The following is a 14,630-nucleotide window of genomic DNA, read 5'->3' as shown; positions in this document are numbered from 1 at the left end:
GTCAATAATAGTTCCAGGGGGAACTGGTATTACACCAAATGGTAATGGTGGTGTACCAATGGTAAATCCAGATGGAACTGTTAATGTACCAGAAGGAAGTATGGTAGTATTACCAAATGGGGATGATGTAACTCCAGGAAGTGGAAGTGTTGTAAATCCCAATGGAAGCGTTGCAAACAAAGATGGAAGTATTATAAACCCGGATGGAAGTATTACAGGTGGAAATACAAACAAACCAGGTGAAGATGTAAATAAGCCAAGTGAAGATACAAACAAACCAGGTGAAAATGTTACAAAACCAAGTACAAATCCTAACACAGGAGATAGATCTGTAATGGGGATGTTAGTAGTAGGATCAATGGCGTTATTAGCTTTAGTTAAAAATTTAAAAATAAAGGACAAGTTATTTTTAAAATAGAAAACTATAGATATAGCAGATGAAGAAATTTCTTCATCTGCTTTTTTACTAATTAAATATAATTTTATTGAGCTTTAGTCATCCATAGTCCATGAAGATTACAGTAAGCATAAACTTCTTGTAATTTTTCATCAGGACATAAAGCAAATTCAATAACAGGATCAGTATTAGCTTTTAAAAATTTACGTTGAGCACCTTGATTAGTAACTATATAAACCCAACCTATCATATGAGCTTCTTCCATAGGATGTTTAACGCTACCTACATCTACTTTTACAATATTTCCATTAATCTGAAATTGTGGAACGTGTTTTTCTTGTGCTGCATTTGTAGAATTAGCTACTAATTCCTTCATAGGTTTATTATCACAACATATTTCACAGCCATTAGTTGATATTATTTCTACTATATCTTTCTTATCTTCACTTATTAATAATTTATTTTTAAACATTATAAAACCTCCATAACTATTTTTTTTAGTATGTGCTGTAATTAAAAAAATTATTTATCTACAAAGATTTTAGGCTAAAATTGAATAAGAAGTTGTTTTATGTTATTATTTTATGCAAAGTTACTTAATTAATGATAAAAGGTTAGATAAAGTAAAATAAAATAAAAGCATTAAAATATTAGAGTTACATTATGAAAAATAATAAAAAATGTAAAAATAAATATAAACAGATTCTTATAGCTGTTTTTTCAGTAATTATAATTTGTGTGGTAGTCCTTGGAGCGGGATATATGTATATTAGAGCTAATATATATAAGAAAACAGAGCCTTTAACATCAGAACATTTACAAGCACCTGTTAAAACAAAAGAAGAAACTATTGGGTATACAGAAGTTGAGGGAATTACTAATGTATTATTAGTAGGCGTTGATGGAATTGATTTTGATGAAAAATATCAAAGATCAGATTCTATGATTATTGCTACTTTAGATAGTAATAAGGAGAAAGTAAAATTAACATCTCTATACAGGGATACATTAGTTTACATTCCTGGTTATGGAGAAGAAAAGATGAATTTAGCCTTTAGTTTAGGGGGACCTGAACTTGTGATGGAGACTATAAAGTATAATTTTGATGTAAATATAGAGAAATATATAATGATAAATTTTGCTGGTTTTGAAGCTATAATTGATCAAATAGGCGGAGTAGAAATTGATGTGAAGGAATATCAATTACATGAATTAAATAAATATATAGGTCAAGCTACTGGGGGAGGCGATTGCCCAGTGGAAAAAGCAGGTTTACAAATTTTAAATGGTAAACAGGCTTTATCTTATGCAAGAATAAGAAAAGGTGTTGGCGATGATTATGAAAGAACTGAAAGACAGAGGGAAGTACTTTTTAAAGTGGCAGAAAAATTACAAAAAACTGATGTTATTAAGTATTTTTCTATAGCAAATAAGATGTTAGATTATCTTAGAACTAATATAGAGATTATGGATGGTCTGAATATGGCGTATACTATTTCAAAATTTTCAAACTTAGAAACAGAACAATTAAGTATACCAGTGCAAGAACTTTGTGTTGATGAAGAAGTTAATGGAAATATGGCTTTAAGAATGGATAGATATGAAAATGCATTAATACTTAATAATTTTATTTTTAATGATACTTTACCTGATTTTATTTTAAATAGAAGCACTGAAAAAAATCAAAGTATTTATTATGAATATGAAGGATTTGGAGAGTAAAATTACGAATATTATAAAAAAGTAAGGAGTTATTATGATGAATAAAAAAATAAAAGAATTAAGCAATAATATTAAAATGCCAGCCATTGGATTTGGAACATATAAGTCAGGCAATGAGGATGAAACAGCAGAAATAGTTAGTTATGCTTTAAAAGTAGGATATAGGCAAATTGATACAGCTTCATTTTATGGCAATGAAATTGGCATTGGCAAAGGGATAAAAAATAGTGGAATTGATAGAGAGGAAATATTCATTGTAACAAAAATTTGGAATTATGACCATGGATATGAAAACACTATAAAAGCTTGTAATGAATCATTAAAGAAGTTACAAGTGGAGTATTTAGATTTATATCTTATACATTGGCCTAATGAATTAAATGCAGAAACATGGAGAGCTTTAGAATATCTTTATAAGTGCGGAAAAGTTAAAGCAATTGGTGTTTGTAATTTTAAAATAGGTCATTTAGAGGAGCTTAAGAAAACTGCACAAATAATGCCAATGGTAAATCAGATAGAAATACATCCATTAAGTAATAAAGAAGGAATGCTTCAGTATTGTCAAAATAATAATATACAATTAGTAGCTTGGAGTCCTATAATGAGAGGAAGAGTATTTTCCAATGAGTTAATTATAGGTCTGTCAGAGAAATATAAGAAAACAATAGCCCAAATAATTTTAAGATGGCATGTACAAAGAGGAGTTATTCCTATACCAAAATCATCAAATAAGGAAAGAATAAAAGAAAATTTAAATATATTTGACTTTGAAATTTCTAATGAAGATATGAAAATTATCAATTCTCTTAATGAAGGTGATAGTGTATCAGTGTCAGGAGTACCAGATAATACAACATATCTTAAATACTAGTCAATCAATGAAAACATTTATCTAAATTAGGTAGATGTTTTTTATTATGATAATAGTAAAAATATTATATTAATATTGGATTCATTTTTGAAGATATGAGAGCATATAATAGTATTTGAACTTACAATATAAGGAGCATTTTAATTAATAAATATTTATAAAAAAGAGTAAGTAATATAATAATAATTAGATTTAATTCTGAAGTAATAAGTAAAGTAATAAAAAATATTAAAAATTATACAATTTAGTGTAGGCTTAATAATTTTAAAGGGGAGAAAAAGATGATCGATGTGCATGTACATTTAGAAAATGGGCCATATACAAAGGAATGGTTAGATCAATTTGTTAACAAGGCCATTGAAAGAAAAATCAAAGAGGTATATTTTTTAGAGCATACTTTCGTTTTTAAGGAATTTTATTTTTTATATGATGAAATGAAGAATTATAATGCATATCAAAATAATTGGTATGGAAATAAAGTGAAAAAAGCACGTAATATTAATGAATATATTAAATTTGTGGAAGAGATGAAAAAATATAAGTTTCCAATAAAAATGAAATTTGGACTTGAAGTATGTTATTCACCAGAACATGAAGAACAAATAAAAGTATGGAAGGAAAAACTGCCATTAGATTTTATGGTTGGTGCAGTTCATTTTATTGATGGATGGGCATTTGGTCATAAGATGCAGAAGTGGAAATGTGAAGATTACGATATGAATAAGATATATAAACGCTATTTCCAGTTATTTATAGATTTAGCGAAATCTAAATTATTTGATGGATTGGCCCATCCAAATGCATTGCAATGTTTTGGTGCTTTTCCACCAGGTGGTTTTTATCCAATGTATGTAGAATTAGCAAAGCAGATTAAGGCTAATAATATGTATATAGAAGAAAGTAGTGGACTTTCTATTAATTATGGAAATATGCCCTTAGGTATGAACTATGATATGCTAGAGGCTATGAGAAAGGAAGGAGTAGAAATTTGTACAGCTTCTGATGCTCATAATCCTAAAGATTTAGGAAAATATATCAAGGAAATGGAAAAATATATTTTACTACGATAAAATTGAATACTTTTTATAAAGATGGCACTATTAGTATTTTCAGTGTTTGAATTTAATCTTGCAAATGTAATATTAATAGCTTTAAAAATTTTATAATAAGTATTTTTGATTTTAATATTTAATGGTATAATCATATTCTAGTCATTCCTTATGTGATGTATTTATGTTTTTTGTGAAATTATTATATCACATAAGGGATAACTTTATTTTTACAAATTTTGTTTATTCAATAACCTATAATGAAACAAAAAAGTTATTAGAATGCTTAAAATGAGGAGTTAATAGGATGAAATTTTATTTTGCACCACTAGAAGGTGTTACAGGATACATATATAGAAATACATATAATAAGTTTTTTGGCGAAGAAATAGATAAATATTTTACACCGTTTATAGTACCAACAATGAATTATTGTTTTACCTCAAAAGAATTAAATGATATTAAGCCTGAACACAATAAAAATATTAAGGTAATTCCTCAAATACTTACTAATAATGCAGATTATTTTTTAAGCACAACAGAAAAGTTAAATGAATTTGGTTATGATGAAATAAATTTAAACTTAGGATGTCCATCAGGAACTGTGGTTTCTAAGTTTAAGGGCTCAGGATTTTTAGCTAAAAGAGAAGAATTAGATATGTTTTTAGAAGAGATATTTTCAAAAACAAATTGTAAAATATCTTTAAAAACAAGAATAGGTAAAGATTCACCAAATGAATTTTATGAGCTTATTAAAATATTTAATAAGTATCCGTTAGAAGAGCTAATAATTCATCCAAGAATAAGACAAGACTTTTATAAAAATACTCCTAATATGGAGGTTTTTAAGGATGCAATAAAATTAAGCAAGAACACTTTAGTTTATAATGGTGATATTTTTTCAGTGGAAGATTTTAAGAAATTTAAGTCTGAATGTCCAAGTATTGATACAGTTATGCTAGGAAGAGGACTTATGGCTAATCCAGGACTTATAGGAGAAATAAAAGAAAAATCTATAGTACATAAGGATACTCTAAGAGCTTTTCATGATGAAATATATGCTAGATACAAAGAAGTTCTTTCTGGTGATAAAAATGCTTTATATAAAATGAAAGAGTTTTGGTTTTATATGATTCATAGCTTTGAAGACAGTGAAAAGTATGCTAAGCGTATAAGAAAGTCTAAAAGTGCGGCAGAATATGAAGGGATAATAGTGAGCCTATTTAATGAACTTGATATTTCAGGAGATAATGAAAGAGGATTTTCTCTAATAAAATAATTGAATTATATATAGCAAATATTAAATGATAAAAGAAGAAGGAAAGGTGAGAGCTATGAAAAGAGGAATTGGGGCATACATATCAGCAATATTAATTATATTAAATGGAGTTATATGTATTGTTAATCATCAGCAAATTTATAAATGGATTCCAAGCCTTTGTGGAGCTATATTATTGATAAAAGGAATAATAATGCTCATAGAAGGTATAAGAGCAAAGGAATATGCCACTTTAGAAGGAAAAAAAATTGAAAGGGCAATAGTTATTATTGCTATAGGTATAGGAATAATTATAAGACAAAGTGATGCATTATTTATTGTTGGTGTATTTTGGGGATTAGAAGGCTTAAATAAGGCAACTAATTATTTAAACGAAGGATTATACTATTTTACTAGGAAAGAAAAGTTTATTTTTCCAATGAGTAAAGCTATAATTGAATTTGTTTTATCTAGTATATTAATATTTGATCCATTTTCTAAGATAGCAGAACATGTAGTGATATTAGGTTTAGAACTGGTATTAGAAGGAGTATCTGAATTTGTAAATATTTATAAAGGAAAAGAAGAACTGTTAGCATAATATTTATTGAAAAGAAGCTTCCGTGGAAAGGAAGCTTCTTTTCAATATTTAAATAGAGTTTTGTTTTCTAAAGAATATATATAAAATTATTACTAATTTTCCTTTTTACCAAAAACTTTTTCTTGAAGAGCTTTACCAGTTGGTGTAATAGCACATCCACCTAAAGCAGTTTCTCTTAATTCTTCAGGTAAGCCTGTACCAACTTTGTACATAGCAGCAACAGCATCATCAAAAGGTATCTTTGAATTAACACCTGCCATAACCATATCAGCAGTACATAAAGCATTTATTGCACCAGAGACATTTCTCTTTGCACAAGGTATTTCAACAAGACCTGCAACAGGGTCACAAACTAATCCTAATACATTTTTAAAGATGATAGCAGCGGCATCTAAACTCATCTTTGGTGTTCCACCCATAAGTTCAACTACAGCACCTGAAGCCATAGCACCATTTACTTCTGAAGAAGAAATAGCCATAGCCATAGCCATAACAATTCCGTTACCCATTAATGAGTTTCCAGTATTGCAGTATTGTTGAAGACGGTAAGCATCTCCCCCTATAAGCCCGCTTAAAGAGTAAACCTTCTTTTCTCTACCAGCAGTAGCTGATTCTTTCATTGCATCAAGAGTTATTTTCATTTGAGCAAAAAGATCTTCACGAGAAACATTTTTAAGTTCCATTTCTTGACGAATAGCATATTCACTTAATGAAATTTGTTCAGCAGCACAGATTTCTAAAAGTTCTTTACCTGATCTAGCAATTTTCATTATTAATTACCTCCTAAAGAATTTATTAAAATAACACGGTTTACACCTTCAACTGCTTTGATTGCAGCTATTAATTCTTCTGATACATTGTTATCCTAGTCCACCACCGATAGATGAGCCAAGCACTTCCCAATTAATATCATCACAATCTGTCATAACGATTTTTACTGTATTAGGATGAACTTGTCCTAAATCTGCTGGTAAGAAGTGTACTTCTAATCCTTCTTTCTCAGCAATTAAAAGAGCATCTCTTAATCTTTCATCATCAGGCATCATTCCTAAGATACCAGCAACTAATGCACGGTCTGTCCCATGTCCTTTATAAGTTTCTTTAAAAGAACCATGAAGTAAGAATGTTACATCTTTAATAGGTTTGTTAACAATAGTTCTTGCTATTTTACCTAATCTAGCAGCACCAGCTGTATGTGAAGATGATGGACCAATCATAATTGGGCCTAAAACGTCAAATATTCCAATGTTAGCCATAGTGTTTATCCTTTCTTGTGTAAAAATTTAATATTTATTATAAATAAAAATCTAAGCTTTAGAATTTTCTAAAATTGTAATTGTTTTCCTTGGTAATTATGCAACAATCGACAAAGTATGTAAAATGTTTTAAATTTATAAAAATACTTGCTATGGAGTTAACTTCAAGTTATAGGATTAATTCATAAGGTATAGAATAAATTTTCAAGAAGTAATCTCATAGTTTATAATTAATATGAAAGAAAGGGAGGACGTGTTTTGGAGGAGCAATATATTGAGTATATTTTAAAACAGTATTTTAATGATATAAATTATAGTGTAAAGGATGGAAATAGTGGTATGAATAATACCACCAAGTTTTTAGTTATAAATGAAGAAGAATATGTCTTGAGGATATATGAAAGTCATAATGATAAGAAAAAAGTAGGTTTTGAGCATAAGATATTAGAGGAATTAAATAGAAGAAATCTTTCTTTTGTTATACCTAATCCTAAAGTTAATTTTAAGGGCGATACAGTAGCTTTAAGTATTGATGGTAAATTAGCATCTCTTTCCAAAGCCATTAAAGGAAATAATCCTTATTTGAAAGATAAAAAACAATTTTATAGTCTTGGTAAGGCTGTAGGAGAAATAACTAGAGAATTATCTCAAGTAAAGATAGAAATACAATCTAGCTACCAGCCTTGCTATGAATTAGAAAAATCGTATCCTACATGCCCCTTAAAAGATGTAATAGATTTTTGTGATAATCCTCCTGAGGATTTTAAGAATGAAAGAGGTATTTTAGGGGGATTGAAAAAATATTTTATTGAATTTAAAGACATAATACCAATATTAAGAGAGCTTCCTCATCAGTTTATTCATGGTGATATTAATAGTTCTAATGTGCTAGAAGATGAAAAAAGAAATATTTGTGCAATTCTTGATTTTGAGTTTACTGCTAGAGATTTAAGATGTATGGATTTAGCCATATGCTTATCAGAAGCTATTGCCAATGATGAAGATGATAAAGTTAAATTTGATAATATAACAAACTTTATGACAGGATATAAGAAGTTTATCTCTTTAACTGATGATGAAATAAAAGTAATGCCATATTTGATTATGTTACGTAGGCTAGATGTGATTATTCATTTTTTAGTTAGATATAATGAAGGAATTAATAATAGCTATATCACTGCTGATAAAGTATTAAGAGAGCAGCTAATTAAAGGTAGACGCTTATGTAGATGGGTAGAAGAAAATACGAATCGTATAAGAGAAATTTTAAAATAAAATTGACTTATTAAAAAGTATTGAAAATTTTTGAAAATGGGCACTTTTTATAAAGATGACAACTATAATAATTTTAAGTATACTTTAAATATAGGTATAATTTATGGAAGGTGAAAGGTATTGCATATGATAGATAGAAAAGCAAAAGCTGCAGAGCTACATAGCAATAGATATACATGTTCACAAGCTGTTGCTTGTGCATTTTGTGATGTAGTTGATGTTGATGAAGAAACAATGAAAGTCATAGTAAGAAAATATAGTGGAGGAGCTTATAAGGTATGTGGAGCTGTAATGGGAGCATATGTTATAGCTAACTTTATAAAAGATAATAGAAATATGGAGGATCCAGCAGAGTGGAATGAAGATGATATTGAGTTGTTACAAGAAATAGAAAGGAGATTTAAAGAAAAAAACTCCACTGTAATGTGCAGGGAATTAAAAGGGATAGGGACTGGGATAGTATTACGTCCATGCAGAGGCTGTGTAGAAGATGCAGCAGAAATTCTTGAAGAAATTTTAGAGGAAAGAAGTTAAAAAATATGAGTACATGATGTTAAGGCATTATGTACTCATTTTCTTTTTTAATTTCAATGCTAAGATGTTTCCAAACTGTTAAAATCATTGTTGAATAAGCAGCTATTCCCCCAATAAAATTAGAAATAGGTTCTGCTAAAAATACTCCATTTGTACTTAAATTAAATAATCTAGGAAGTAATATAGTAAGTGGAACCACAACTATTATTTTACGAAGTAGTGAAAAGAAAATTGCTTTTTTAGATTCTCCTAGAGCTACATAAGTTGATTGAGCTGACATTTGCAGGGACATCATAAAGAAACCAAAGAAATAAATATTCATACAATGAGTAGCCAAGGCAACTAAATTAGCTTCGTTATTAAATATCTTAATAAAAAATTGTGGAAAGACCATTAATATAAACCAAATAGAAGTAGTATAAATTATGCAGGCGATGGAACTAAATTTTATGGCGCTTTTAACTCGTATATATTTCTTGGCACCAAAGTTAAAGCCAAGAACAGGTTGAGATGCGCTGGTAATACCCTTCACTGGCATCATAACTATTTCTCTTATGGAATTAAGTACAGTCATAACTCCTACATATAAGTCACCACCGTAACTTTGAAGAGTAACATTGCAGATCATTTGAACAATACTATTAGTTATGGACATAATAAATCCTGATAAACCTAAGGTAATTATATTTTTAAAATGAATAATATTTATTTTAAAATATGCCTTTTTTAATTTTAGTATGGCATCATTGCTCATTAAAAAGCGCAATACCCAAATGGCAGAGAGAAACTGTGAAAATATGGTGGCTAAAGCAGCTCCTTTTACGCTCATATGTAGTAGGAAGATGAAAATTGGGTCTAAGATTATATTAGTTATGGCACCTACCAAAATAGTCATCATACCAATGCGACCAAAACCTTGGGAATTAATAAAGCTATTCATACCTAAGCTGATCATTACAAAAACGCTACCTAACAGATAAATTGTTATATAATCATTAGCGTAAGAAAAGGTATTATCACTTGCACCAAGAAGATATAGTAGGGGCTTTTTAAAAATTAATATAACAATAGTAAGTATTAATCCAGTAATCAGTAATAAAGTAAAAGAATTACCCATAATTTCTTCTGCTTTTTCATTATTTCCTTTTCCACGTTCAATGGAACAAAGTGGAGCACCACCCATTCCGTATAAATTAGCAAAAGCCATTATTATGGTTATAATAGGAAAAGTTATTCCAACACCGGTGAGAGCTAAACTTGATGCATTAGGAATTCTTCCAATATACATCCTGTCAACAATATTATAAAGAATATTAATGAGCTGAGCTAAAGTCATAGGAACTGCTAATTTTAAAATATTTTTAGATACACTTCCTTTTGAAAAATCTTTACTTATAGACATGAAGAATACCTCCTAAAAACTTGATTTTATCATAAAATCAAGAAAAATAAAAATTTATAGGAGATATTAAGTAACTTAAAAAATTTAATATTAGTATTTTAGTCTTGCTCATACGATAATATAGTGCCGTTAATAGCATTTATATCATAATTATATTCTCTATTATTATAGTGAAATTCTACTTCATATATATGTATACCATCATCATAATCTTGAGATACTTTAATAAAAGTAACTTGATTATCTGTTAAGTTAGCATGTTGCAATGCTATATTTTTTGCCTCATCAGAACTTATTAAATTTTGTGTAGAAGAGCTTTGAGAATTTGAATAAGAAATAGTATTAGATGGATTATAGTATTCTGCATCATAGTCAAATTTTAATATTTCACCACTGTAAGCATTTATTTCATAATCGTATTCTGTATTATTATAGTAAAATTCAATTTCATATTTATTAATACCATCATCATAATCTTGAGATACTTTAATAAAAGTAACTTGATTATCTAATAAGTTAGCATGTTGTAGTGCTATTTGTTTGGCTTCATCAGAACTAATCGTATTTTGAGTAGGTAAATTTTGATTAGTTGAATAAGGTATATTATTAGTATTTATAGTGTTGCTATTAGTATTTTCACTTGAATTATTTAATGAAGTTGTAGTACTTGATTCATATGAATTATTCAATCCAACTGTATTAGAGCAACTAACAAAACCTAAACAAGTACTAAGTATAAGTGTAGATATAATAATTTTTTTCATTGTTATTCACCTCTAAGTTAATTATATTATTAATAATTTATTTTTTTATAAAGTGCAGATTAAAATATAATTAAAAATTTTTAATATTTAATTATAATTAAATATTAAATAAAGCTATTGGCTTTAATTGTTCGTTTAATTATTTTATAAATTCGCGAAAAAATTATTTTTGATAGTAAAAAAATAATATATAATAAAATTACGAAAATAAAATTATTTACCAATAAAGTGAAATATAAAATTTTAAAAATGTAAATAATTTAAAATTATAACTAGGGGGAAATTATGAATAAAGGAAAAATATCATGCATTTTAGCTGCTGCTATGATAACTACTCAATTTAGTCCAGTTGCAGCTTTTGCAGATAATAAAACTGAGTTGATAAGTAATGTTTCTGCTGAAGATTCATCAAATGAAACTAAATATGATAATACTCAATCTTTTGATGAAGAACCAGTAAATGACCAAAATAATGATGATGAATCAAAAGAAAATCAAGATTCTAATGAACGAGATGACAATAATTCAAATTTAGAGGAAGACTCAAAAGATAATTCATCAGAAAAAGATAATAATGAGCAAAAACCAAGTGATAGTATTGATTCAAATAAAAAGGTCAGTGTAACTGGTAAGTTAGAACTAGACATGAATTTTGCTATGCCAATAAAAAACACTGATAAAGCAAAAACAAATATAAAAGTTACTTTAATGAAAGATGATAAAGAAGTAGGCCAAGTTCAACTGGGGAATGATAATTTGCAAGGAACAATAGGAAATGTTAACTATACTCTTCAAGCATTAAATGGAAAGAGAATAGCAATTGAAAATGATGCTGAAGAATTAAATTTTTATCAATTAACATTTACTAACTTAGATTTAGGACAGTATTCTCTTAAAGTTGAAGGAGAAGGATATACTACAGCAAATGTTAGTAATATTGATATAACAAAATCATCAAAAAGAGTTAAGATAGGGACAAGCGATAATAGAATAGTATTATCTGATAATAATTCAGAGAATGAATCAGAAGCTAATGTTGAATATTATCCAGGTGTATTTTTAGCAGGAGATGTTAATGGAGAAAACTCTGTAACAAAAGAAGATTATGAAGCTACTAAAGCAGAAATGAAAAATAAAACAAATGCTACTACATATGACATAAATAGAGATTCAAAAGTTGACATAACAGATTTAACTTACATACATGGAAATATAGGAGCAACAGTTAAGACAGCAGAAATAGTTGATACTGATCCAATTATAAATCCAGAAGCTGTAGATGTTAAGTTAGATGATACTAAAGTTTCTATAGGAGAAGGACAAGATATAAAGAATATTTTAGTAGGTGATGGTTCAAAAATATCATTATCAACAAAAACAGTTGATGGTGAAGAGGCTCCAGAAATATCTGAAGAAAATCCAATAAGTATTCCAATGAGTTTAGCAGGTTCAACAAGTGATTCAGAAATAGAAACAGCGTCTTTAAGAACTGCTGCAGAAAATACTATAAACATGGAGCAAGTGGTGATAAAGGCACCTAGAAATACAAGACCAGCATCAGGAAGTGTTGTTATTGATGGTGTAGAATACAAATATGATGAAAGTAATGTAAAACAAAGTTTAGCTAGAACAGCTTCAGGTGAAGCAATGGATGAAATAGTTATTGACTTAGGAAAGCAAGTAGCCGTTAGTAAAATAACTATAAATGTTACTGGTAGTAGAAGTAATAAAAATTTAACAGAAATTGCAAAGGTTGAATTTTTAAATAATGTATATAAAGAATTACCAAAACCAAATATGAATATACCTGTAATTAATAGCTTTACAAGTTCAACTGCTGTTGGAAATGAAGCTATGACTATAGGATGGGATCACCAACCAAACGTAACAGGATATGAAATAAAAGTTGAAGAGCTTAACGAAAATGGAAATGTAGTTTCAACTAATCACTATAAAACAAGCGAAAATACATTAAACATAACTCAAGTAAAACCATATAGTGTTTATAGATTTAGTATTCAATCTCTAAATGGTAAGGATTGGGCAAGTGGATATAAAGATGAGCAAGATGATTATGATGCTAATGCAACAGGAGAAACAAATTTAGCAACTAATGTAAATGATAAAGATGGTAAACCAGATAATGTTGATAATAACTATATGCCACATGCATGGAACTCTACATCAGGTAATTTAGATACAAATTCAAAAGATGAAGTAGTAAATAAAAATTATTTTGGTGCGGATTCAATTGTTGAATTACAAGTTATACCAGAAACGGCACCGGAAGGTCCAGAAGGAATAACTGTTACTGGAACATATAAAGGCTTAAAAGTTAGTTGGAAAGCACATCAAAAAGCTAAAGACTATGATTTATATTATAGAAAAATTGGAACAGGTGAATGGATAAAGGCAAATGATCCAAATGATCCTAAATATGTAGATAGTAATACAACTAATGATGTACCAGATGGAGCTTATGACTTAAAACCTGAACAAAAAACTGATTCAAATGAATTAATAAGAGGTACAAGTTATGAAATAACTGGTCTTGAAGATCAAACAACATATGAAATTAAGATGACAGCAACAAATCATCATGGTACAGGTGGATTATCGAAAACTTATTTAGGAAAGACAACAGCAATAGTTCCACCTAAGTTTACAAACTATGGATTAATAAATACTGTTGAAGATGGTAAGGTTACTCATATAGAAAAAGTTACAGTAAAAGAAAGTGGTGCATTAGAACTTTCAAATAATACTGGTATGAGTATATTTGATAATGATTACTCAACTACATGGGTACTTAATGATTGGGATTCAGGAGTACATTATGGACAAAGAGCTCCAATAGTAACATTTGATAAGGAATATACATTTGATACTATAAGATTTGCTACAAAGTTAGAAAATACTTCTAAATACCCACTACCATGGCAAGCTAAATTAAGAGTATACTCAAATGATGATACAACATATAATAATCCAGTTGAAGTAATACAACTTAACGATATTAGAGTTTCTAGTAAAAGAGCAGAAAATGGAGTTAATTATGTAGAAGTAAAATTACCAAAGCCTGTAACAGCAAAGCAAGTTGAGCTTAATCTTGCAGGAGGACGTAATTTAAGTATATCAGAAATGAAATTCTATAATTATGATAGCTTAGAAGATGAGGTAAATGGATTATTTGCAGATGACTTAAAGCTTGTATTAAAAGATGAAGTAAATCAAGCGAAGATTGATGGACTTGTAGAAAGAGCTAAAGCTATAGATCCAGTTAGCTTAGAGTACCATCCAAATCAAAAAAATATTTTAGATGAATTAGAAATAGCACAAAAGATTTTAGATGATGTAAATTTAAATAAAGAAGTGTTAACTATTGATGGAAGTATACTTGATTTTTCACCAAATTTAGGTCAAGCAAATGCATGGCAATCATTGGGAGTTGTTGCTAAACCAGGTGAAACTATAAATATTTATGTGGGAACTGAAGAAGGA

At 28.5% G+C, this 14,630-nt stretch carries 13 protein-coding genes and 1 pseudogene; 9 read left to right on the top strand and 5 right to left on the bottom strand.

The features are described 5' to 3' along the window. The coding region (locus Q5O29_RS08105; protein ID WP_302631942.1) for a hypothetical protein at positions 1-418 on the top strand (418 nt) is incomplete at its 5' end. 64 nt (positions 419-482) lie between these two features. On the opposite strand, the gene Q5O29_RS08100 is transcribed toward Q5O29_RS08105, so the two are convergent. Next, entirely contained in the window at positions 483-869 is a 387-nt protein-coding gene (locus Q5O29_RS08100; protein ID WP_022212457.1) for a desulfoferrodoxin family protein, read from the bottom strand. Between the two features lie 191 nt (positions 870-1,060). Here Q5O29_RS08100 and Q5O29_RS08095 point away from each other — a divergent pair, with 191 nt between their 5' ends. The 5 genes from Q5O29_RS08095 to Q5O29_RS08075 all read left to right on the top strand — a co-directional run bounded on the left by Q5O29_RS08095 (position 1,061) and on the right by Q5O29_RS08075 (position 5,898). Then, entirely contained in the window at positions 1,061-2,119 is a 1,059-nt protein-coding gene (locus Q5O29_RS08095) for an LCP family protein (protein WP_022212456.1), read from the top strand. A gap of 37 nt (positions 2,120-2,156) precedes the next feature. Then, a complete protein-coding gene (locus tag Q5O29_RS08090) occupies positions 2,157-2,990 on the top strand; it encodes an aldo/keto reductase (protein WP_186835055.1) in 834 nt (277 codons plus the stop codon). A 281-nt stretch (positions 2,991-3,271) separates the two neighbouring features. Further along, positions 3,272-4,060: a PHP domain-containing protein gene (locus tag Q5O29_RS08085; RefSeq protein ID WP_022212454.1), complete on the top strand. Its 789-nt coding sequence runs from the start codon at positions 3,272-3,274 to the stop codon at positions 4,058-4,060. A gap of 286 nt (positions 4,061-4,346) precedes the next feature. Beyond that, a complete protein-coding gene (locus Q5O29_RS08080) occupies positions 4,347-5,318 on the top strand; it encodes a tRNA-dihydrouridine synthase (protein WP_022212453.1) in 972 nt (323 codons plus the stop codon). Positions 5,319-5,373: 55 nt separating this feature from the next. Next, the gene (locus Q5O29_RS08075; protein ID WP_186835716.1) at positions 5,374-5,898 is read left to right on the top strand and encodes a DUF308 domain-containing protein; all 525 of its coding nucleotides are present in this window, start codon (positions 5,374-5,376) and stop codon (positions 5,896-5,898) included. Positions 5,899-5,990: 92 nt separating this feature from the next. Here the strand turns inward: Q5O29_RS08075 and Q5O29_RS08070 are convergent, their stop codons facing one another. Both Q5O29_RS08070 and sdaAB read right to left on the bottom strand, forming a co-directional pair. Continuing rightward, on the bottom strand, positions 5,991-6,668 hold the full coding sequence (locus Q5O29_RS08070) for an L-serine ammonia-lyase, iron-sulfur-dependent, subunit alpha (protein ID WP_022212451.1): 678 nt from the start codon (positions 6,666-6,668) through the stop codon (positions 5,991-5,993). A 99-nt stretch (positions 6,669-6,767) separates the two neighbouring features. After that, positions 6,768-7,154 (bottom strand): annotated as a pseudogene (gene sdaAB, locus Q5O29_RS08065) (L-serine ammonia-lyase, iron-sulfur-dependent subunit beta); the annotation flags it as partial. 258 nt (positions 7,155-7,412) lie between these two features. On the opposite strand from sdaAB, the gene Q5O29_RS08060 reads away from it, so the two are divergent. After that, positions 7,413-8,429, top strand: a complete 1,017-nt coding sequence (locus Q5O29_RS08060; RefSeq protein ID WP_022212449.1) for a phosphotransferase — start codon at positions 7,413-7,415, stop codon at positions 8,427-8,429. Between the two features lie 126 nt (positions 8,430-8,555). Continuing rightward, positions 8,556-8,963: a C-GCAxxG-C-C family protein gene (locus tag Q5O29_RS08055; RefSeq protein ID WP_022212448.1), complete on the top strand. Its 408-nt coding sequence runs from the start codon at positions 8,556-8,558 to the stop codon at positions 8,961-8,963. A gap of 19 nt (positions 8,964-8,982) precedes the next feature. Here Q5O29_RS08055 and Q5O29_RS08050 read toward each other — a convergent pair whose 3' ends face one another. Both Q5O29_RS08050 and Q5O29_RS08045 read right to left on the bottom strand, forming a co-directional pair. Next, entirely contained in the window at positions 8,983-10,365 is a 1,383-nt protein-coding gene (locus Q5O29_RS08050; protein WP_022212447.1) for an MATE family efflux transporter, read from the bottom strand. A gap of 98 nt (positions 10,366-10,463) precedes the next feature. Beyond that, positions 10,464-11,129 carry a PepSY domain-containing protein gene (locus Q5O29_RS08045; protein WP_022212446.1) on the bottom strand — a complete coding sequence of 222 codons (666 nt, stop codon included), beginning with the start codon at positions 11,127-11,129 and terminating at the stop codon, positions 10,464-10,466. 285 nt (positions 11,130-11,414) lie between these two features. Between Q5O29_RS08045 and Q5O29_RS08040 the strand changes: the two genes are divergently transcribed. Continuing rightward, the coding region (locus Q5O29_RS08040; RefSeq protein ID WP_302631940.1) for a fibronectin type III domain-containing protein at positions 11,415-14,630 on the top strand (3,216 nt) is incomplete at its 3' end.

The sequence above is a fragment of the Clostridium sp. CAG:265 genome (genome assembly GCF_000436575.1).
GTDB classification, from domain to species: domain Bacteria; phylum Bacillota; class Clostridia; order Clostridiales; family Clostridiaceae; genus Clostridium; species Clostridium lentum.
The sequence above is the reverse complement of the archived record's forward strand: the minus strand, read 5'-3'. Positions and strand labels throughout refer to the sequence as shown.